Annotated in this window: 17 protein-coding genes; 11 read left to right on the forward strand and 6 right to left on the reverse strand. The window is 62.3% G+C overall.

What is annotated here, in order from left to right; translation table 11 throughout:
- Positions 1-39 precede the first annotated feature (39 nt).
- Together CCICO_RS11170 and CCICO_RS11175 are read right to left on the reverse strand one after the other, a co-directional pair.
- Positions 40-1,533, reverse strand: a complete 1,494-nt coding sequence (locus CCICO_RS11170; protein WP_018018354.1) for a DUF1846 domain-containing protein — start codon at positions 1,531-1,533, stop codon at positions 40-42.
- A 209-nt stretch (positions 1,534-1,742) separates the two neighbouring features.
- Positions 1,743-2,855: a pyridoxal phosphate-dependent aminotransferase gene (locus CCICO_RS11175; protein ID WP_018018355.1), complete on the reverse strand. Its 1,113-nt coding sequence runs from the start codon at positions 2,853-2,855 to the stop codon at positions 1,743-1,745.
- A 229-nt stretch (positions 2,856-3,084) separates the two neighbouring features.
- On the opposite strand from CCICO_RS11175, the gene CCICO_RS11180 reads away from it, so the two are divergent.
- The 4 genes from CCICO_RS11180 to dhaM all read left to right on the forward strand — a co-directional run bounded on the left by CCICO_RS11180 (position 3,085) and on the right by dhaM (position 6,474).
- On the forward strand, positions 3,085-3,894 hold the full coding sequence (locus tag CCICO_RS11180; protein ID WP_026161214.1) for an Fpg/Nei family DNA glycosylase: 810 nt from the start codon (positions 3,085-3,087) through the stop codon (positions 3,892-3,894).
- A 207-nt stretch (positions 3,895-4,101) separates the two neighbouring features.
- Positions 4,102-5,103: a dihydroxyacetone kinase subunit DhaK gene (gene dhaK / locus CCICO_RS11185; protein WP_018018357.1), complete on the forward strand. Its 1,002-nt coding sequence runs from the start codon at positions 4,102-4,104 to the stop codon at positions 5,101-5,103.
- Between the two features lie 15 nt (positions 5,104-5,118).
- Complete coding sequence (dhaL, locus tag CCICO_RS11190; protein ID WP_018018358.1) at positions 5,119-5,754, forward strand: dihydroxyacetone kinase subunit DhaL; 636 nt, start codon at positions 5,119-5,121, stop codon at positions 5,752-5,754.
- 3 nt (positions 5,755-5,757) lie between these two features.
- A complete protein-coding gene (dhaM, locus tag CCICO_RS11195) occupies positions 5,758-6,474 on the forward strand; it encodes a dihydroxyacetone kinase phosphoryl donor subunit DhaM (RefSeq protein ID WP_018018359.1) in 717 nt (238 codons plus the stop codon).
- Here dhaM and CCICO_RS11200 read toward each other — a convergent pair.
- The 4 genes from CCICO_RS11200 to CCICO_RS11215 all read right to left on the reverse strand — a co-directional run bounded on the left by CCICO_RS11200 (position 6,471) and on the right by CCICO_RS11215 (position 12,069).
- The gene (locus CCICO_RS11200; RefSeq protein WP_167540120.1) at positions 6,471-7,052 is read right to left on the reverse strand and encodes a TetR/AcrR family transcriptional regulator; all 582 of its coding nucleotides are present in this window, start codon (positions 7,050-7,052) and stop codon (positions 6,471-6,473) included. The two genes, dhaM and CCICO_RS11200, sit on opposite strands and share 4 nt — an antisense overlap.
- 88 nt (positions 7,053-7,140) lie before the next feature.
- Positions 7,141-7,761, reverse strand: coding sequence for a VanZ family protein (locus CCICO_RS11205; protein ID WP_083878202.1), 621 nt, complete (start codon positions 7,759-7,761; stop codon positions 7,141-7,143).
- Positions 7,762-7,800: 39 nt separating this feature from the next.
- Positions 7,801-10,650 carry a leucine--tRNA ligase gene (gene leuS / locus CCICO_RS11210; RefSeq protein WP_018018362.1) on the reverse strand — a complete coding sequence of 950 codons (2,850 nt, stop codon included), beginning with the start codon at positions 10,648-10,650 and terminating at the stop codon, positions 7,801-7,803.
- Positions 10,651-10,899: 249 nt separating this feature from the next.
- Entirely contained in the window at positions 10,900-12,069 is a 1,170-nt protein-coding gene (locus CCICO_RS11215; protein WP_244263969.1) for a dicarboxylate/amino acid:cation symporter, read from the reverse strand.
- 483 nt (positions 12,070-12,552) lie between these two features.
- Here CCICO_RS11215 and CCICO_RS11220 point away from each other — a divergent pair, with 483 nt between their 5' ends.
- From CCICO_RS11220 to trpCF, 7 genes are all read left to right on the forward strand, one after another.
- Positions 12,553-13,011 (forward strand): SdpI family protein, encoded by a 459-nt coding sequence (locus CCICO_RS11220; RefSeq protein WP_026161216.1) that lies wholly within the window; start codon positions 12,553-12,555, stop codon positions 13,009-13,011.
- Between the two features lie 44 nt (positions 13,012-13,055).
- Positions 13,056-13,391: an ArsR/SmtB family transcription factor gene (locus CCICO_RS11225; protein WP_040357226.1), complete on the forward strand. Its 336-nt coding sequence runs from the start codon at positions 13,056-13,058 to the stop codon at positions 13,389-13,391.
- The gene (locus CCICO_RS11230) at positions 13,384-15,228 is read left to right on the forward strand and encodes a heavy metal translocating P-type ATPase (protein WP_026161217.1); all 1,845 of its coding nucleotides are present in this window, start codon (positions 13,384-13,386) and stop codon (positions 15,226-15,228) included. The genes CCICO_RS11225 and CCICO_RS11230 overlap by 8 nt, the downstream gene beginning before the upstream one ends.
- Before the next feature lie 289 nt (positions 15,229-15,517).
- Entirely contained in the window at positions 15,518-17,125 is a 1,608-nt protein-coding gene (locus tag CCICO_RS11235; protein ID WP_018018367.1) for an anthranilate synthase component 1, read from the forward strand.
- Positions 17,122-17,757, forward strand: coding sequence for a glutamine amidotransferase-related protein (locus tag CCICO_RS11240; protein WP_018018368.1), 636 nt, complete (start codon positions 17,122-17,124; stop codon positions 17,755-17,757). Before CCICO_RS11235 ends, CCICO_RS11240 begins: the two co-directional genes overlap by 4 nt.
- A 64-nt stretch (positions 17,758-17,821) precedes the next feature.
- Positions 17,822-18,850 carry an anthranilate phosphoribosyltransferase gene (gene trpD, locus CCICO_RS11245; RefSeq protein WP_018018369.1) on the forward strand — a complete coding sequence of 343 codons (1,029 nt, stop codon included), beginning with the start codon at positions 17,822-17,824 and terminating at the stop codon, positions 18,848-18,850.
- Positions 18,837-20,324, forward strand: coding sequence for a bifunctional indole-3-glycerol-phosphate synthase TrpC/phosphoribosylanthranilate isomerase TrpF (gene trpCF, locus CCICO_RS11250; RefSeq protein ID WP_018018370.1), 1,488 nt, complete (start codon positions 18,837-18,839; stop codon positions 20,322-20,324). The genes trpD and trpCF overlap by 14 nt, the downstream gene beginning before the upstream one ends.
- Positions 20,325-20,338 lie beyond the last annotated feature (14 nt).

Below are 20,338 nucleotides of genomic sequence, written 5' to 3' on the forward strand. Positions count from 1 at the left end.
GCCACCCCCACCGCCTCCTGCGGGGCTATTTACTAGCGCTTACTTCCGGAACAGCGACTTCTTCTGATACTCCGGATCGGAGGTCACCTGGATATCGAGGTTGCGGAAGAGGGCCTCATCCACTGAGCCGAGAATGGTGGTAGTGTGCACATCCAGTCCGCGCAGATTGTGCAGCTCCTCGAGGGCGCGGCGGGCGTTGGGATCGTGATCCGCAGACACACTCAGAGCGATGAGTACCTCATCTGTGTGCAGGCGCGGGTTGCTGCTGCCGAGCTGCTCCGTCTTCAGGGTCTGGATGGGCTTAATGGAGCTGGGCGCCAACAGGTCCACATCCGGCTCGATGCCAGCGAGGTACTTGAGCGCGTTGAGCAGCATGGCCGCCGAGCAACCGAGCAGGGCAGAGGTCTTACCGGTGATGATCTCGCCATCGTTGAGCTTCATCGCACTGCCTGGCTGGCCGGTCTCCTGAGCGATGCTGCGTGCCGGCTCAATGACCGGACGGTCGGTTTCGTGGATACCCTGCTTACCCATGAGCAGCCGGATACGACCGGACTCCAGCGGGGGCTTCTGGTGCTTCTTCTCTTCCACCAGCGCCTTGTAGTAGCGGCGGATGATCTCCTGCTTGGCGGCCTCCTGGCACACTTCATCGTCGCTAATGCAATTACCCACCATGTTCACACCCATGTCGGTGGGGGACTCGTAGGGGGAGTTGCCGGAGATCTTCTCCAACAGGTGCTTGAGAAGGGGGAAGACTTCCACGTCGCGGTTGTAGTTCACGGCTTGGGAGCCATAGGCAGCCAAGTGGAAGGGGTCGATCATGTTTACATCGTCCAGATCAGCAGTTGCTGCCTCATAGGCGGCATTCACCGGGTGATCCAGCGGGATGTTCCAGATGGGGAAGGTCTCAAACTTGGCGTAGCCCACATCGATGCCGCGCACGTGCTCGTGGTAGATCTGCGAAAGACAGGTAGCCAGCTTGCCGGAGCCCGGGCCGGGGGCGGTGACAATGATCAGGTCGCGGCTAGTCTCGGCGTACTCGTTCCGGCCCAGACCGTCCTCGGAGACAATGTGCTCGGTATCGGCGGGGTAGCCCTCGATCACGAAGTGGCGGGTGACCTTCAAGCCGAGGCGGGTGAGCTTGTCTTGGAAGGCGGTGGCGTGCTTATTGCCGTCCGCGCATTGGGTCATTACCACGTTGTCCACGAGGAATCCCCGCTCGCGGAACACATCCACCAGGCGCAGAACATCGTCCTCATAAGAAATGCCAAGGTCGGCGCGCATTTTGCCGCGCTCGAGGTCCTTGGCGTTGATGCAGACCATGATCTCGACTTCATCCTTGATGTTCTCGAGCATCGCGATCTTGTTGTCCGGGGTGAAGCCGGGCAGCACGCGGGAGGCATGCATATCGTCGAAGAGCTTGCCTCCCATCTCCAAGTAGAGACGTCCGCCGAGACTCTCGCGGCGCTCCTTGATGTGCTCGGATTGCATCTGAATGTACTTGGAGCGGTCGAAGCCAATGGCGGGTGAAAGCATAGAGCAACCTCACTTGCGATAAGAGCTTAAAGGGGCGACAACTGGCGTAGTGGCAGCGGTCGGAGTGAGGCTCTGTGGCGGCCTGCGTTCTCACTAACGGCCGCCGCTACGGTTACCCTGAGATACTACCGCCGTTGCGAGAAAATTGCATAAAACACCCATAAACGTGCAGGTAGATCGGCTATTTAATTTCTGTTTAGTGATAGATTTTAGGCTCGAATATAGGCCTCAAGACGATCCATGGCGGCCTCAATATCATCCGTGTCGCAGGCATAGCTCAGACGGATCCACCGCTGGCCCTGCACGGGGTCAAAATCCACCCCGGGCGCCACGGCCACCCCGGTGGCGTCGAGAAGCTCGTGGGCGAACCGGAAGGAGTCCGCAGTGATGGACGAGACATCCACATAGCAATAGAAGGCGCCATCCGCCGGTGCGATCCTGCCGAGCCCCATAGCGGGCAGACGAGTCAGGAGGATCTCACGGTTGCGGGCGTAGCGCTGTACATGCGCGTCGAGTTCCTCGAGGGCGGCGTGGTCAAACGCCTTCACGGCTGCCTGCTGAGAGAGCGCCGGCGGGCAGACCGTAAAGTTAGCGTGCAGGCGGTCAAGCGGTTCCACCAGCTCCGGTGGAACGATAAGCCAACCGACCCGCCAGCCAGTCATGGAGAAGTACTTACTCACGCTGCCCACAATGACTGCTCGGTCAGTAAATTCTGCCGCGCTGCGACACTCGGCCCCATAGCTGATGCCGTGGTAGATCTCATCCGAGATCAGCACCACGCCGTTCTCATCGCACCACTGCGCTAGTCGACGCAACTCCGCCGGATCCATAACCGTGCCGCTGGGATTTGACGGGGAGGTCACAATCACCGCGCGCGGCCGAGGAGTGCAGGCCTCAAGATCCTCCACCCGCAGCTGAAAGCCATGCTCGGGGTCAGTAACGTCAATCTCCACAAGCTTCACTCCTAGAGCCTGCAGCACATTGCGATAGGCGGGATAGCCCGGCCGTGCCAGCACCACTTCATCGCCGGCATCGCATACTGCCAGAAACAGGGAGGTAAAACCTCCCGAGGAGCCGGTGGTGATGAGAATGCGCCTAGGGTCTACCTCCACTCCATAACGGCGGCGATAATAGCCTGCGATCGCCTCCTTCAGCTCGGGCGTACCGCTGGCGGCCGTGTATCCGAGAATATCCTCCCGCACCGCCGTCTCAGCCTGCGCCACCACCGGACTGGGGGCACCGGTAGAGGGCTGACCGACACACAACAGCAGGGCATCACCATGGGTTGACTGGCGCTCAAGCGCACGGCCGAGGATGTCCATGACGATAAAGGGCGCCACCTCACCCCGCTGAGAACGGTGCACCGGCACACCCGGGACACTTGCCGACGAGGGGGCAGTGGGAGAGCAGGCAGTGGGAGAGGAGCTAGAAGAATGCAAAGGTGCTGGCATAACCTTTAGTATGACCCACGATGTCCTCGACAGCGGGAAGTACCCGAGGATAGCTGGGGGTATCGCCCCGCCCGTGCGCTGCGGCCTACACTTGGACACCATGCCTGAAGGTCATGTGATTCACCGTCTCGCCCGCCAGCTCACTGGGCACTTCGCCGGCCGCGTCGTGCAGGTCAGCTCGCCGCAGGGTCGCTTTGCCGCCGCCGCGGCGCAGCTCGACGGCCGCCGTATCGATTCCGCCGATGCGTGGGGAAAGCATCTCTTCATTCACTTTGACACTCCTTCGCCGGAATCGATCGTGCACATTCATCTGGGGCTGATTGGAAAAGTGACCTTTGAGGCCCCAGCGGAGCAGTGGGGCCAGATTCGGTTGCACATTGCCACTGATGAGATCGCCGCAAATCTCCGCGGACCCCAGTGGTGCCGGTTAATCACCGCCGGGGAGCAAGCAGACGCGATTGCAGCACTTGGGGCGGATCCTCTGCGAGAGGAAGCCGATTGGGCGGAAGTATCCACGCGAGTAGGCCGCTCCAAGCGCAGTATCGCCTCGCTGCTCATGGACCAGAAATACTATGCGGGCGTGGGCAATATTTACCGCGCCGAGGTGCTGTTTCGGCAGCGGATCAACCCGCTCACGCCGGGCGCAAACCTGCAGCCCGAGCAGCTGAAGGCCATCGCCAAGGATCTTCGCCAGCTCATGCGCGAGGGGGAGCGGCACGGCTGGATCGATACCGTGTTGCCGGAGCATACTCCGGAGGCGATGCGTCGTCCCGCGCGCGAGGATGCCCATGGCGGAGAGGTCTATGTTTACCGCCGTGCCGGTCAGGAATGCTTGGTGTGTGGACATCCTGTAGCCAGCGGCCCCATGGAGGGTCGCAACCTCTTTTGGTGCCCCTCCTGTCAGAGCTAAGGCCGCATCGCCCGCGACCGTCGCCATGGCGCCTGCTCAATCTCTCCGTCCGCCGCGGAAAGAGGCGGGGGTAACGCAGGTCACCACCCTCAGTGGCCCCACGCACGAACCGGTGGTCATGCCCCAGATTTCGCTATTCTGGGAGGGGACACGGCTTCACATTCGCGTCACTGAATTCACCATCGAGCCCCACAGGGAGGGTGCCACATGAAGAAGCTGATGAATGACCCCCATGACTACGTCGCCGAGTCCATCGCTGGATTCGCCGCGGCACATTCCGACATGGTGCAGATGCACACCGAACCGCTGTTTGTGTCGCGGTCCAATGCCACCCGCAAGGAGCAGGGCAAGGTCGGTCTGATCTCCGGTGGAGGCTCGGGCCATGAGCCCTTGCATGCGGGCTTTGTGGGCACCGGTATGCTCGACGCCGCTGTTCCTGGTGCGGTGTTTACCTCGCCCACACCCGATCCCATTCAGGCCGCCACAGTGGAGGCCCACCGCGGGGCGGGGGTGGTGTATTTAGTCAAGAACTACACCGGCGATGTGCTTAACTTCGATACCGCCGCCGAGTTGGCCGAATTCGATGACATCGAGGTGCGCCAAGTGCTCATCAATGACGACGTGGCGGTGGAGGATTCGCTCTATACCGCTGGTCGACGCGGCGTCGCCGGCACCCTGCTGGTCGAGAAGATCACCGGCGCGGCCGCAGAGCGGGGCGACAGCCTCGATGAGGTGGTCGCTGTAGCCGAGAAGTGTGTGGCACAGGTGCGCTCGATGGGGGTGGCCCTTAGCCCCTGCCACGTGCCGCACGCCGATAAGCCCTCCTTCGAGTTGGCCGAGGACGATGTGGAGCTCGGTGTAGGCATCCATGGTGAGCCCGGCCGGCGCACCACGAGCTTCGGCAGCGCCGACGAACTCACCGACGCGGTACTGGATCCAATTATCGGCGATCTGTCGCTAGCCGCTGGAGAGCGCGTGATTGCCCTCGTCAATGGCATGGGCGGTACCCCGCTCTCGGAGCTGTACATCGTGTATCGCCGCCTCGCCGAACGACTTAATGAACAACAGGTCACTATTACCCGGTCGCTGGTAGGTAACTATGTCACCAGCCTCGATATGCAGGGCTTTTCTATCTCCCTGATGCGTGTCGACGCTGACCTGCTGGCGCTTTATGACGCCCCCGCCCACACCCCCGCTTTGAGCAACTAAGGAGCCTGAAGAACAATGTCTGACCTTTCCCTGGATTGGGCCCTCGCGTGGATTAAACGCTGCGTGGCCGACTCCGCCACCCACCGCGTAGAACTCACCGACCTCGACCGCGCTATCGGCGATGCCGACCACGGCGAGAACCTTGATCGCGGCTTTGGCGCCGTATCCGCCACCCTGAAGCAGTCCACCCCAGACACCCCAGCGGCGGTGTTCAAGTCCGTGGCCGCCACGCTGATCTCCACTGTCGGCGGCGCCTCCGGTCCGCTGCTCGGTACCGCCTTCATGCGGCTGGCCAAGGTGGCCCCTGAGACCATCGACGCTACCGCTGTGGCCGATATGTACGAGGCCGCCGTGGCGGGCATCCAGGCCCGCGGCAAGGCCGAGGAAGGGGAGAAGACGATGGTGGATGCGTGGGCGCCGGCCGCCGCCGCTGCTCGCGCCGCTGCCTCCGAGGGGGCCGATGCCGCCACCGCGCTGCAGGCCGCCGCCGATGCCGCCGAGAAGGGCGCGGAAGCCACCATCCCCATGCAGGCCACCAAGGGGCGCGCGTCCTATCTCGGGGAGCGTTCCGTGGGGCATAAGGATCCCGGCGCCACCTCCTCGGCGTACTTCCTAGCTGCGGCTGCCGCTGCCGCGAAGGAAGGCGAATAGAACATGGCCGTTGCTCTCGTCTTTGTTTCCCACTCGGCTAAGCTCGCCGAAGGGTTGCGCGATCTCGCCCAAGAGATGGCCTCCGAGGTGGACATCCGCGCCGCCGGCGGCACCGCCGATGGCTGCATCGGCACCTCCATCGACGTCATCGAAGCGGCCATCACCCAGCTGCGGCGCGCTGGTCGCGAGGTGGTGATCCTCACCGATCTAGGCTCAGCAACCATGACTGTGGAGATGCTGCTCGAGTGCTACGAGGACGAGCCGGTCCGCTTTGTAGACGCTCCCCTCGTGGAGGGTGCGATTGCGGCTGCCGTCGCCGCCCAACAGGGCGTGGACCTGCCGGGGGTGGTGGCCGCGGCACGCAACGCCATGTACGATGTCCGCCCGCCGCGTGACGACGCCACCTCCACCACCACGGCCCCCGCGGACACCCACACCCCGCGGCATGCGGCAGCCGAGACGGAACCGACGCCAGGCTATAGCCGCACGGCCACGGTCGCCGACGAGGCCGGCCTGCACGCCCGCCCCGCCGCCCTCATTGCCGAGATGGCCGCGGAGGCCGAGGGTGAGGTGGAGCTCGATGGCGCCGATGCGGCCTCAGCGCTCATGGTGATGGGGCTTGGCCTCGGCAAAGGTGAGACCGTAACGATCACCGGCGAAAAGGCTGATGCGGCGGTGATCGATCGCATCGCTGATGCCATCACCACCGGTGTGGATTAGGCGCGTAGCCCCTGGAAGACGTAGCTGAGCGCCATATCGGCGGCGTCTTCGGGGTCGCCCTCATAGCAGGCCGCCGTGGTGACACAGCTGCTGATGATCAGCTCAGCAATCACCAAGGATCTCAGTGCGGAGCTGAGGCGCTGGGCCGAGCGGGCGGCGTCGACATGCGTGATCAGTTCGCCCCGCAGGTACTCCCGCACCGTCCGCAGGGGCGCGCCAAGCTCCTCGGAGCCGGTAGCGGCCACGGCGAGACGAAGGCTGCCCCGATCCTCCGCGAGAGCCACGGTGAGCTCCCACACCATGTTTTTGAGAATATCTAGACCGTCATCCTCGCCCTCCACGGAGAGGGTGACGATGCTGGAGCAGGTGTGCTGCGCCCGTTCGGCCACAGCGGCGATGAGCTCGCCTTTCGATGCGACGTGGTGATACACCGCGGACTTGGTGATGTTTAACGCCTGCGAGATCTGACTGATGGATGTTTCCGCGATCCCGCGGAGGAGAAACTGCTCCTCGGCGGCGCTCACGATGTCCGCGCGGCTGTTGCCGGGCCGTCCCCTCCGACGTGGCTGCTCGCTCACCTGCTCCCTCTCTTCCACCTGGCTGGTCGAACGATCACCACGATCGCCCCGACCTGAAGCTGAGTGCCCAATAGTACAACACCGCGCTTTAGAGCAGCAGCGTCGCAGCTAGCGGGCTCGGGGCGGGCCCAACACTGCCAGCATCCACCATCTTGTCCGGATCACCCAGTCGCGGACCGAGGGCATAAAGCACCATGATTACGGCCGTGAACAGCACGCATACCCCTACGGCGATTCTTTGCATCAGCGGGGGACACACCGTGGCCAGCCACGCCCCGAGGGCCACACCGAGGGTGTTGTAAAGCAGATCATCGATATCGCTATAGCCAAGCCGGAATATATATTGCGCAATCTCGATACTCAGACTCAGCCCGAACCCCATGATGGTGGCCATACGCACGCGGTCGGCGCGACCCCGAAACAGCAGCACCAAGAGGAAACCCAGCGGGGCGAAGAGCACCAGATTTCCGGCCACGTTGAGCACGGGGCCAATGATGCTCTGCGCATTCCAGAAATCATCCAGCGGCAGCAGCTCGAGGCCGCGGTGACGGTGAGCCTCGCGGCGCCACAGGTGGCCAATGACAAATACACTCTTGAGCAACGTCAGGGCAATAATCGTGGCGAGCATTAATACGAGCGCAGCCCGCACGGTCCACGGCCGGGGGCCTGTAGTCCGTGCGGGCTGCGGCGAAGTGCGAGGGGCTATCATGCCGCCAGTCTAACGACTGGCCTCGCCTCGCGGTGTGCTTTATTTCACGACCAAGTTGATCATCTTGCCCGGAATCACGATCTCCTTCACCACGGTCTTGCCCTGAAGATGCCCAGCCACCTTCTCATCCTTGGTGGCCAACTCCACAAGGGCCGCCTTATCGGCGTCCACCGGCGCGTGGATTCGTCCGCGGACCTTGCCGTTGACCTGAACCGGCAGCTCCACGCTCTCGTCCTTGAGCCACTTCTCGTCCCAGGTGGGGAAGGGCTCGTAGGTGATGGTCTCCTCGTGGCCCAGGATGCTCCACAGCTCCTCAGCGATATGCGGCGCAATTGGAGCCAGCATCGACACCGCCGGCTCCACGGCCGCCCGCGGGGTGGCGCTAGAGGCGTAGTGCTTGGTGAGGAAGTTGACGTACTCGATCAGCTTGGCCACCACGGTGTTCATGCGCAGGTTCTCATAATCCTCGCGCACACCGGCGACCGTGCGGTGCAGGGCTTTGAGGGTGGCGTCGTCAAGCTCCTGCTCAGAGACGCTGCACTCGCCCGTGGATTCTTCCGCCACCAAACGCCAGAGGCGCTGCAGGAAACGATGCGCGCCCACCACGTCCTTGGTCGCCCAGGGGCGGGAGGTATCCAGCGGTCCCATGGACATCTCGTAGACGCGCAGGGTGTCGGCACCATACTCGTCGCACATGTCATCCGGGGAGACGGAGTTCTTCAGGGACTTGCCCATCTTGCCGTACTCCTGGTTCACCTTCTCACCCTGGTAAAAGAACTCGCCGTCCTTCTCCTCCACCTCCTCGGCGGGCACGTACACGCCACGGGAATCCGTGTAGGCATAGGCCTGAATGTAGCCCTGGTTGTAGAGGCGGTGGTAGGGCTCGCGAGAGCTGACATAGCCGAGATCGAAGAGCACCTTGTGCCAGAAACGGGAGTAGAGCAGGTGCAACACGGCGTGCTCGACTCCACCCACATACAGATCGACGCCGCCGCCCGGTGCGCCCTCGCGGGGGCCCGTCCAGTAGCGCTCGTTGTCGATATCGCAGAACTGATCCTGGTTCTTCGGGTCGATGTAGCGCAGCTGATACCACGAGGAACCCGCCCACTGGGGCATGACATTGGTATCGCGGGTGTAGGTCTTGGGGCCATCACCCAAATCCAGCTCCACATGTACCCACTCGGCGGCCTTCGCCAGCGGCGGGTGGGGGGAGGACTCGGCATCATCAGGATCAAAGGAGACCGGCTTATAGTCCTCCACCTCGGGCAGCTCGATAGGCAGCATCTCCTCCGGTAGCGCGTGGGCCACACCCTGCTCGTCGTAAACGATGGGGAAGGGCTCGCCCCAGTAGCGCTGGCGAGCAAACAACCAATCGCGAAGCTTGTACTGGATCTTCTCCCGACCGTGACCCTTTTCCTCGAGCCAGCTGATCGTAGCCGCAATGGCCTCCTGCTTGCCGAGGCCGTTGATATCCAAACCATCCTGGTTGGCGGAGTTCACTGCGGTGCCTGCCTCAGTGAAGGCCGCGGTGGAGATATCTCCGCCTGCGACAACCTCGCGAATCGGCAGGCCGAAAGCGTGGGCGAATTCATAATCGCGATCATCATGGGCCGGCACGGCCATGATCGCCCCGGTGCCATAGCCGGTGAGCACATAGTCACCGATAAACACCGGTACCTCTTCGCCGGAAACGGGATTGACAGACTGCACCCCGAGGTACACGCCGGTCTTTTCCTTGTTTTCCTGTCGCTCCAGATCGGATTTAGCAGCAATAGAGGAACGATAGGCGGCCACCGCCTCCTGCGGGCTCGCCGAGTTGAAGGTCCACCGCTCGTCCACATCGCCATAGGCTTCTGGGGCATGCTGCAGCAACTCATCCACCAGCTCATGCTCGGGCGCCAGCACGATATAACTTGCGCCGAAAAGGGTATCCGGGCGGGTAGTAAACACAGTGATGGTGTGGCCCGCAGCAGTGAAGTCCACCTCGGCGCCCCGCGAACGGCCGATCCAGTTCCGCTGCATAGACTTCACCTTCTCCGGCCAGTCCAGCAGATCCAGATCATCGATGAGGCGGTCCGAGTAGGCGGTAATGCGCATCATCCACTGCTGCAGATTCTTGCGGAAGACGGGGAAGTTTCCACGCTCGGATCGCCCCTCGGCGGTGACCTCCTCGTTAGCCAGCACGGTACCCAAGCCAGGGCACCAGTTCACCGTGGAGTTGGAGCGGTACACCAGCCGGAACTCGTCGATAACCTCGGCGCGCTCGACCGCATCGAGCTCGGCGAAGGGGCGGCCAAAGCGTTCCGGAGTGGCGATCTCGCCCGACTCCAGCAACGGCAGCAGCTCGCTAATGCGGCGCGCCTTGTTGTTCTGCTCGTCGAACCAGGAGTCATAGATCTGCAGGAAGATCCACTGGGTCCAGCGATAAAAATCAGTATCCGTCGTGGCGAAGCTGCGGCGCGGATCATGTCCCAGGCCGAGACGACCGATCTGGCGAGACATGTTCTGAATATTCGCCTCGGTGGTGGTGCGCGGGTGAGTTCCGGTCTGCACCGCGTACTGCTCAGCCGGCAGGCCGAAGGCATCGTAGCCGAAGGCGTGCAGCACATTCTTGCCCAGCTTGCGATTAAAGCGAGCGAAGGCATCGGTAGCGATATAGCCCAGCGGGTGCCCCACGTGCACCCCTACACCGGAGGGGTAGGGGAACATGTCTTGCACGAAGAGCTTGTCCTTCGGAAGCTCCTCGGCATCGCCGATAGCCAGCTCTCCTACCGGGTTAGGGGCATAGAAGGTGCCCTGCTCGGCCCAGTACTTCTGCCACTTCGCTTCGATGTCGGCTGCGAGGCCGGCACGGTATCTATATGCGGGTACATCGCTCGGGTTAGTCATGGCTCATAGTGTAGCCGGTGGCCTCGACCCTTCTCGCACGGCCATGGGCGCGGCACCCCGCATGCTGGGGAGTGTTCTCTTTGGACACATTCAGCAGGGTTGGGCCGTGCTGGATCCACGGGGCAGAGATGCGATGTTTCACGTGAAACATCCCTGTGGTCGGGTGTGGTGGCATTTACTAACCGTACATACACTAAACCGCCCAGACTCTATCTGAATGGACAGTCTGGGCGGTTGTAGACGCGAAGTTTAGGCGACTTTGTGTTCAGTATTTTCGCCTGCGCCGCGTCCGCCGGAGAGCTTATTCACGATCATCGCAATCGCACCATCGCCGGTGACATTACAGGCGGTGCCGAAGGAATCGATCGCAATATAGGCAGCGATCATCAACGCCACTTGATCATCGGTGAAGCCGAGCATCGAGCTCAACAGCGTAGATGCAGCCATGATGGCACCGCCGGGCACACCCGGGGCAGCGATCATGGTGATACCCAGCATGAGCACAAACCCAAAGGCCAGTGCCGGACTCACAGGCGTTCCCGCCATGAACATTATGGCGAAAGCGAAGAGCGAGATCTTCATCATCGATCCCGAGAGATGAATGGTGGCGCAGAGGGGCACCACGAAACCTGCTACGTTAGCCGACACCCCATTCTTCTGGGCGCAGGAGTAGGTGACAGGGATGGTGGCTGCGGACGAGGAGGTGCCCAGCGCGGTGAAGTATGCCGGCAGCATCGTCTTCCACGCCTTCAGGGGGTTGCGACCCGCGATCGCGCCGGCAATCAGGAATTGCACGAGCAGCAGCACGAGGGTGGCCACGATGGCGAGAATGAGCACCACGGCGAACATCGTCATGGTCTCACGCATGTTTCCGTTCTTGCCCATGGAGAGGAACATGCCGAAAATGAAGATCGGCAGCAGCGGAATCACGAACTTAGAGATCGTCAGCTGCACAATCTCTTCCACCTCTTTGGCCAGCCCGTAAGCGGTGTCCGCCTTCACCACGGTCATCCCAATGCCGAAGATGAAGGCTAGGAGCAGTGCCGTCATGATGTTCATCAGCGGCGGCATCTCTACTTCGAAGTAGGGGGAAAGTGCCCCGGCATCGATGTCCACGGCATCGCCCAGCCCTTGGGAGGACAGGAGGGCAGGGTAGAGGGCGCGGCTAAGCCCATAGGCGGCGAAACCAGAGAGCGCCGTGGACGCATAGGCGATACCGGTGGTGACGAGAAGCCACTTACCCGCGCCGCGCCCGATACCCGCAATGGCGGGAGTAATGAGCGCGAAAATGAGGATCGGAATGAAGAAGCCGAGGAAGTTCCCGAAGAGTCCGTTGAAGGTGACGAAGACGCGCGCCAACCAATCAGGGAGCACGAGACTCAGCGCGCTACCGAGAAGGATTGCCACGATGATCCACATCAATAGCGAGCCGAGGAAGCCCCCCTTCTTTTTATCCGAGGCGGCCGAGGCGGCCGCGGCTACCTGTCCAGTGTTCATGACACACCACTTTCATTTACGTTACGTGACGTTAGATCACTATTAGGATGACACTGACCATCGTGTTTTTGTCGATATACAGCGCTGTGAACGATTTCCGCTGGTCAGGGAGCTACTTCCGCTAGGAGAGTGTGCGCTACCGCCAACCACGAAAGGAAAGTGTCCAAATACTGAGATATCTTTGTGCAAAACTGAGACGCCTGTGTGTAGGGCTCAATCTACCGCACGATAGGTACTACTCCATCCTCACTCCCCGATCTGCGGCTGAGAGATATCCGACACCAGCGACACCCACGCCACCTCAACACAGGCACTGGGAAGGCGCACGGGGTAGGGGAGGGGGAGCAACCCCGGTGAGCGGGGCGCTTTCACGCCGTGTTGCTGCAATGGCTTAAAGTGAACTTTATGGCTGTTCTCGGCATCATCCTGATCATTCTCACCCTCCTACTCGTGGTCGTCGGCGCGCTCGCATGGACCAAGCGGCTGCCGGGCAATGGCGTGATCGGCATCCACGTCCCCGAAGTACGCACCTCCCGCGAAATGTGGAACGCCGCCCACGCAGTCGCGGGCCCCGTGTGGCTCGTCGCCGGCTTGGCCATGGGCGTCGGCGCGCTGCTCGCCTTCGCTGCCGAGGGGTGGATGTGGCTGCTCGTCGTGGCCGCCGTGGTCGCGAGCGTGGCGCTTGTGGGCATCGGCGCCTCCCTTGGCGCGAAGACCGTGGCTATTATCGACGCCAACCGCAAGATCACAGACGCCCAATCCGCCCAGCAGCCCTCCTCGGCACCCCAGGCCGCCCAGCCTCAGGTGGACGTCGACAAGCTGCGATCGGCGATGAGGCAGTCCCAGAACCCCGGTGAAGCCTAGGGAAATCCGCATATAGTTCAGTGCTGGGTGTATTATCCTCAAGCATGAGCTTCCACGAAACCCACGCCGACGCCCTCAAACGCGTTGGCACAGCGCTCGCCAGCGACACGCGGCGGGCGCTTCTTCTTGCCCTCATGGACGGCGTGCACTACCCAGCGGACATGGCTGAGCGGCTGGGCATGGGCCGATCAAACGTGTCCAACCACCTCACCTGCCTGAGCAATTGCGGAATGATTCACGCCCACAGCGAAGGCCGTCACGTGCGCTACGAGATCAGTAGCCCCCAACTTCAACAGGCACTCTTGGAACTGTCGCGGGTGGTGTTGACTGTGCACGAGTCCGACTCCTGTTTGGCACAGATAGACAGCAGCCATGACTAAACCCTGCGGTTGTTCCTGCGAGGGCGAGGACCGCGCAGAAGCGGACGGCCCCTGGTACCGCGACCGAGACATGCTCCTAGCGCTCGGCGCTGGCGTGGCTCTTGCGCTCGGGTTTGTCCTGCACCCGTGGTTCTACTACGCCAGCATCCTGCTGGGTGGCGCCACCTTCGTTCCTGGCGCACTCACAGGGCTCGTCCGCAATCGAGGGCGCGCCCGGCTGGGCATCGCGCTGTTGATGTCGATCTCGGCCCTGGGGGCGATCCTCTTGGGCTTTCCCGGCGAGGCCGCCACCTTGGCGTTTTTATATTCCCTCGTGGAGGCCATCGAAGATCGGGCGCTAGACAGAGCACGCGATGATCTTGAATCGGTGGATCAACTCTTGCCCGACACCGTGGAGACTCGCGATCGCGGCCGGGTGCCGCTGCGCGAACTCGCTCGAGGCGAAATGTTTCACGTGAAACCGGGCCAGCGTGTGCCCACCGACGCGCTTATTCGCACAGGCAGTTCGCATATGGATGTTTCGGCCGTGACTGGGGAGCCAGTACCGGTCCTCGCTGGGGTAGGGGAGGAGGTGATCGCCGGATCCATCGCCCTCGACGGGGCACTGGAACTCGAGGCCACCGCCTCCGGTGCTGAAAACACGCTCTCAAGCATCGTGGAACTCACCACCACCGCACAAGAGCGCAAGGGAGCCGCAGGACGGCTCGCCGATCGGATCGCAGGGGTTCTCGTTCCTGGGGTGCTCGCGCTTGCAATCACCACTGCTGTGCTCGGCAGCTTCTTCGGCGATGCCGACATATGGATTCCGCGCGCACTTACCGTGCTCGTAGCGGCATCTCCCTGCGCGCTCGCAATCTGCGTGCCCATCACCATTCTCGCCGCCTTGGGCAGGGCTAGCCGCATGGGCTGTGCGGTGCGCGATGCTGCCACCGTGGAACGCTTCCGCAGCATCGATACCATCGCTTTCGATAAAACCGGCACGCTTACACGAGGAAAACCCCGGGTGGTTAATATCTCGGCGGCCCCAGACTCGGAAGCCGCCGAGGTCCTCTGCCTTGCTGCCTCCCTCGAACGCCACAGCGAACACCCACTGGCGCAGGCGATCGTGCAGGAGGCGCAACGCCACGGGCGCGAACTCGTGGATGTAACACAAGTGCGAGAGACTCCAGGGGAGGGGATATGCGGTCTCGTGCAGGGCGCGGAGGTGCGCGTGGGTCGCGCCTCCGAGCACGCAGCTGCGTCCGCAGATCCAGGCACGAGCCTGGTAGAGGTGCGCCACAACAACGCCTATCTGGGAACGATCGCCCTCGCGGACACTCTCCGCGAGGAGGCGCCAGCAGCGGTATCCACTCTCCACGCTCAGGGGCTACACACGGTGATGCTCAGCGGTGATCGTCAGGAGGCCGCCGAGCTCGTGGGGAATGCAGCGGGTATCGCTGATATCCGTGGTGGACTCAGCCCAGCCGCTAAGCACGCTGCCGTGGATGGGCGACGCTGGATCATGGTGGGCGATGGCATTAACGATGCCCCAGCCTTGGCGGCCGCCCACATTGGCATCGCGATGGGTGCCACGGGCACTGACATTGCTCGCCGCAGCGCCGATATCACCTTCGTTGGCCACAGCCTGAGTCTGCTACCGCCGGCGATCCGGCACCTACAGCGAGCACATCGGATTATGTTGACCAACCTGGTTCTGGCCTTAGCCATCGTTGCCCTCTTGCCACCCCTGGCGCTCACCGGAGTGCTGAACTTGGCCGAGGTGGTGGCCGTGCACGAGGTAGCGGAGGTGCTCATCATTATCAATGGTGTTCGAGCTGGAGTCCGGACCCGAATGTGAGTACACGATGGCCGTTACCCCCATCTAGCCACCCTTATCAGTGGCACTGAGCAAAGAACTGCTAAAGTAGCTGCCATGTTGTTGCACGAATTCACTTCCAGCACCCACTCGTGGTGGTGGCGCGCCAGCTAGGGCGAGCCACGAATTCGGCCATCCAACGTCTTTTTCTTTAAGGCTCGCCCGCTCCCAGCGCGGCGAGCCTTCTGTGTTGCCTATCAAGGGCGGGGCTCGTCGCCACGGGGGAGGTGGCCCCCACCGACCAACCTAGGCTTCAGAAGAAAAGAGCACGATGACATTCACCACCCCGCCGCACTATGAGCCCACAGTGCTGCGCCGCCCAGTGCGCTACCATCGCGATGCCTCCGAGGTCTATCGCGCCCTCTGCCTCAACGGACCGGATGCCCCGGCGGATTCCGTCCTGCTTGAGTCCGTCGATATCGAGTCAAAGCGCGGCGTGAAGTCGCTATCGGTTCTTAGCGCGTCGCTGCGCTTGACCTGCACGGGTCATGTGGTGAAGGTGGATGTTGTTCGTCCCTCTGGCGAGCCGATCGCCGCGATGCTTGCTGAGCGTCTCGCCGAGTTCCGCCTGCCGGGCGAGACTCTGGCGTTTTCTTTCCCGCCCTCGACGGCCGTGGACGAGAAGGAACGGCTGTTGGCGCCCAGTACTGTACTGCCGCTTCGGATCCTTCAAAGCGAGTCCAGCTTTCAGGACGGCCTCCTGCCTTTCCTCGCGGGCGGCTTCGCCTTCGACTATCTCGCCACCTTCGAGGAACTGCCCGAGGTAGGGGAGGGGCCCAACACCTATCCGGATTATCAGTTCATCCTCGCCGAGACTCTGCTGGATATTGATCACCGCTGCGGCGAGGCCACCCTGGCCCGCGTCAGCACCAGCGCCGCCTCCCGCGACAGCGATGCCGCGGAGATGGAGCGCATCGCAGCGCTTATCGACGCCCACTCGGAGCCTGCCACCGCCGACACCTCCGAGCCAGCTGCTGATGTTTCACGTGAAACACTCTCCGCTACATGCGATCTCAGCGACGCTCGCTTCCGCGAGGTCGTGACCAACCTCAAAGACAACATCTATGAAGGTGACATCTACCAAGTCGTCCCCGCGCGCACCTTCAGCGTTGATTGCCCCGACGCCTTTGCTGCCTACCGACAACTGCGCGCATCTAACCCCAGCCCCTACATGTTTTATGTGCACGGCGCTACGGATGATGGCTCCTTTGAACTCTTCGGCGCCTCGCCGGAGTCCAACCTGAAGTTCACCGCCGAGGACCGGACCCTCCAGATTTATCCAGTGGCTGGGACCCAGCCACGAGGCCTCAACCCCGACGGCAGCCTAAATCGGGAACTCGATATCCGCAATGAGTTGCTGCTCCGCACAGACGATAAGGAAACCGCCGAGCATGCGATGCTGGTTGATCTCGCCCGCAATGATCTCGCTCGTGTGGCGGTGCCCGGAACGCGCGCGGTGGATCGTCTGATGCAGGTAGACCGCTACTCCCGAGTGATGCACCTGGTGAGTATCGTCAGCGCCACCCTCGCCGAGGACTTCGATCCGCTGGATGCCTATCGCGCATGTATGAACATGGGCACGCTCACCGGCGCCCCGAAGCTCAAAGCAGTAGAGCTTCTGCGCAGAGCAGAGGGGGTGCGACGAGGAAGCTACGGCGGAGCTGTGGGCTATCTCGCCGGTAACGGCGATATGGACAATTGCATCGTTATTCGTTCCGCCTTTGTCCGCCACGGACGGGCGCACGTGCAAGCAGGCGCGGGCGTGGTCCGCGACTCGGTACCGCAATCGGAGGCCGACGAAACCGTCCACAAGGCCTATGCGGTCTTGCACGCTATCGCCGCCGCAGCGGCCAAGGATCTTAAGGTGGAACGCGCATGAGCCAGATCGTTGTGATTGATAATTACGATTCCTTTGTCTACAACTTGGTCGACGCCATCGCCGCAACTGGTCATCTCTTCACCGTGGTACGCAATACCACGCCCGTCGCGGAGATCCAGGCACTGAAGCCGGACCTGCTCGTGCTTTCTCCGGGCCCAAGCCACCCCTCGGATGCGGGCACCATGACTGACCTCATCGCCGCCGAGTTGGGCACAACCCCAATGCTGGGAATCTGCCTCGGCTTCCAAGCCCTCATCGAGCATTGTGGGGGAGTGGTCGCCCCCTGCGGCCCCGTCCACGGGCGCATGGACTACATGACACTCACCGAAGCCGGGGCGCATTCGGCGCTCTTTGCTGGGCTAAGCATTCAGCCCGATCCGGATCACAGCGCAGGCGCAGGCGATACCGTTCCCGTCGCCCGCTACCACTCCCTGGGGTGTGTCGATGTGCCTGAGAGCATCGAGTCTCTAGGGACCTGCCCCTCGGAAAAGGGAGAGGTGATCATGGCCGGCGTGATTCACGGTGAGAATAACCGCACCGATGCTCTCGGCCTACAGTTCCACCCCGAGTCCATTCTCAGCCCCGCCGGACCACACATCATCCAGCGCGCTATCGAGCTTCTGCTTCCATAATGACGGGCCCACGCCCAGGCACTGCCCGACGGCAGTGTTTCACGTGAAACGAAAGGCAACCACCATGGCAAATCCCACTGCGGTTGAACAACTCAAGCTCTTCCTCGATAATCCCCATCCCACCGTGGAGGAGGCCCGCGCCGTCTTCGAACCACTAACCGTAGGCGACTACGACGACGTACACATGGCCGCACTGCTCGTGGCTATCCGCACCCGGGGCGAGACCTTCGAGGACATTGCTGGGGCCGCCCAGGCCTTCCTCGCGGCGGGCCGCCCCTTCCCACTCACCGGCACGGGTCTCTTGGATACTGCAGGCACCGGTGGAGATGGCAAGAACACCATTAATATCTCCACGGCCGCCTCCCTGGTGACCGCAGCGGGTGGACGCGGTGTGGTTAAATGCGGCAACCGTTCTGTGAGTTCCAAGTCTGGCTCCGCGGACGTTTTGGAGGCGCTCAACATCCCCCTGCAGCTCGATGTGGACCGCGCGGTGCGCTGGTATGAGGCAGCGAAATTTACCTTCCTCTTCGCCCCTGCCTATCATCCGGCGATTGCGCACGTTCAACCTGTCCGCAAGGCGCTCGGTATTCCCACCCTCTTCAATATCCTCGGCCCCTTGCTCTCGCCCGCCCGCCCCGAGCTGCAAATCATGGGTATCGCGAAGCCGGAGTTGGGCGAGACGATCGCCCGAGTGATGCGAGAGCTCGGACGTCGCCGAGCACTCGTGGTCCACGGCAGCGGCACCGACGAAATCGCTGTGCATGGCCCCACCGATTTCTGGGAGCTCAACGAGGGGGAGATCACCCACTATCGCCTCAGCCCGGAGGAGATGGGTATTAGCACCTATGATCTCTCCGCCATCGCCGGTGGCGATGGCGAGGCCAATGCGCAGATGCTGCGCGCTATCTTTGCCAACGAGGCCCCACAGGCTCACGTGGATGCGGTGGCCGTGAACGCTGGCGCCATGTTTTATCTTCACGGCGTAGTCGATAGCATCGCCGAGGGCACCGCCCGCGCCAAGGATGTCATCAGTAGCGGCCAGGTCGAAAGCTGGCTCGCTCAGCACGAAGGGACTGATTATGCCGAGCACTAACACCTCCTCTCTGCCGACGATTCTGGAGGAGATCGTCACTGCCCGCCGCGGACATCTCGCGGACATTCGCGCTCGCATTGGTGGGGTAGCAGCGAGTGATCTTCCACCTTCTACTCGTTCGCTCTACGAGGCGCTGCAGGGCTCTCATCGCTTCATCTTGGAGTGCAAGTCCGCCTCGCCTTCCTTGGGGATGATCCGCGAATCTTACAATCCCGCAGAGATCGCCCGCATCTACTCTCGCTTTGGCGCCGCTATCTCCGTGCTCTGCGAGCCCGAGCGCTTCGGCGGCGACTACGATCACCTCGCCACGGTGGCTGCGAGCACCCACCTTCCAGTCCTGTGCAAGGACTTCATCATCGACGAGGTGCAGGTCCTCGCCGCCCGCTACTTTGGCGCCGACGCTATTTTGCTCATGCTTTCGGTGCTTGACGACGCCACCTACAGCCGCCTCGCCGCATGTGCCGAAAGCCTAGGTCTGGATGTACTCACCGAGGTGCTCGACGAAGAGGAGATGGCCCGCGCTACTGCCTTGGGGGCGCGCATCATCGGCGTGAATCACCGGAACCTCCACGATCTCACCATCGATCTCTCTCGCTCCGCCCAGCTGGTGCCGCTCGCTCCCGAGGGCGCGGTCCTCGTGGCCGAGTCGGGTATTCGGGATCATGTGAGCGTCGAAAAGCTTGGTGGCTTGGTCAATGGATTCCTCGTTGGATCCCAGCTCACCGCTCAACCGGATGTAGACGCCGCCGCTCGTGCCCTCATTTATGGCGAGAACAAAGTGTGCGGCCTCACCTCACCCGCGGCGGCTCAGGCGGCCTGTGCGGCCGGTGCCGTCTATGGCGGACTCATCACCGAGCCCAGCTCACCCCGATATGTTTCACGTGAAACCTCCGCCGCGATCATGTCCGCGGAACCCGGATTGCGTTATGTGGCCGTCTCCCGCCAACGCTCTGGGTATCGGGAGCTGGCCGAGCGTGGAGTCTACGCCGTGCAGATCCACGCACCGTTGTCCGACACGTGGGAAGGGGAGAGGCAGCTCATTGCCTCGGTGCGCGCCGAGGTGGGGCCCGATGTAAAACTCTGGCGCGCGATCTCGATGAGCGAGGAACATGGGGCCCGCATGGCCGAGGCCCACGCCAGTGGTGGCCTAGTGGACGCCCTCGTGCTCGACAATGGCGAGGGTGGCACCGGGGTGAGCTTCGATTGGACCACTATTCCAGACATCGTGAAGGACCGTGCCCTCATCGCCGGGGGAGTGAGCCCAGCGAATATTGAGCAGGCCCTGCGCACCGGATGCGTGGGAGTAGATATCAACAGCGGTGTCGAGTACGGCCCAGAGGCTGGGGAAACGTGGCAGTATCGGAAGAACAGCGCCGCGATTCGGAGTGTCTTCGATTCCATCAAGGCCTTCCACTTCGATCCGCCCACCGCCGCAGCCGATCCGACAAAGACAACCCATCGGACAGACAATTAAAGGAAACGATCAAC

Origin of the sequence: Corynebacterium ciconiae DSM 44920, assembly GCF_030440575.1 — a bacterium.
GTDB lineage: Bacteria > Actinomycetota > Actinomycetes > Mycobacteriales > Mycobacteriaceae > Corynebacterium > Corynebacterium ciconiae.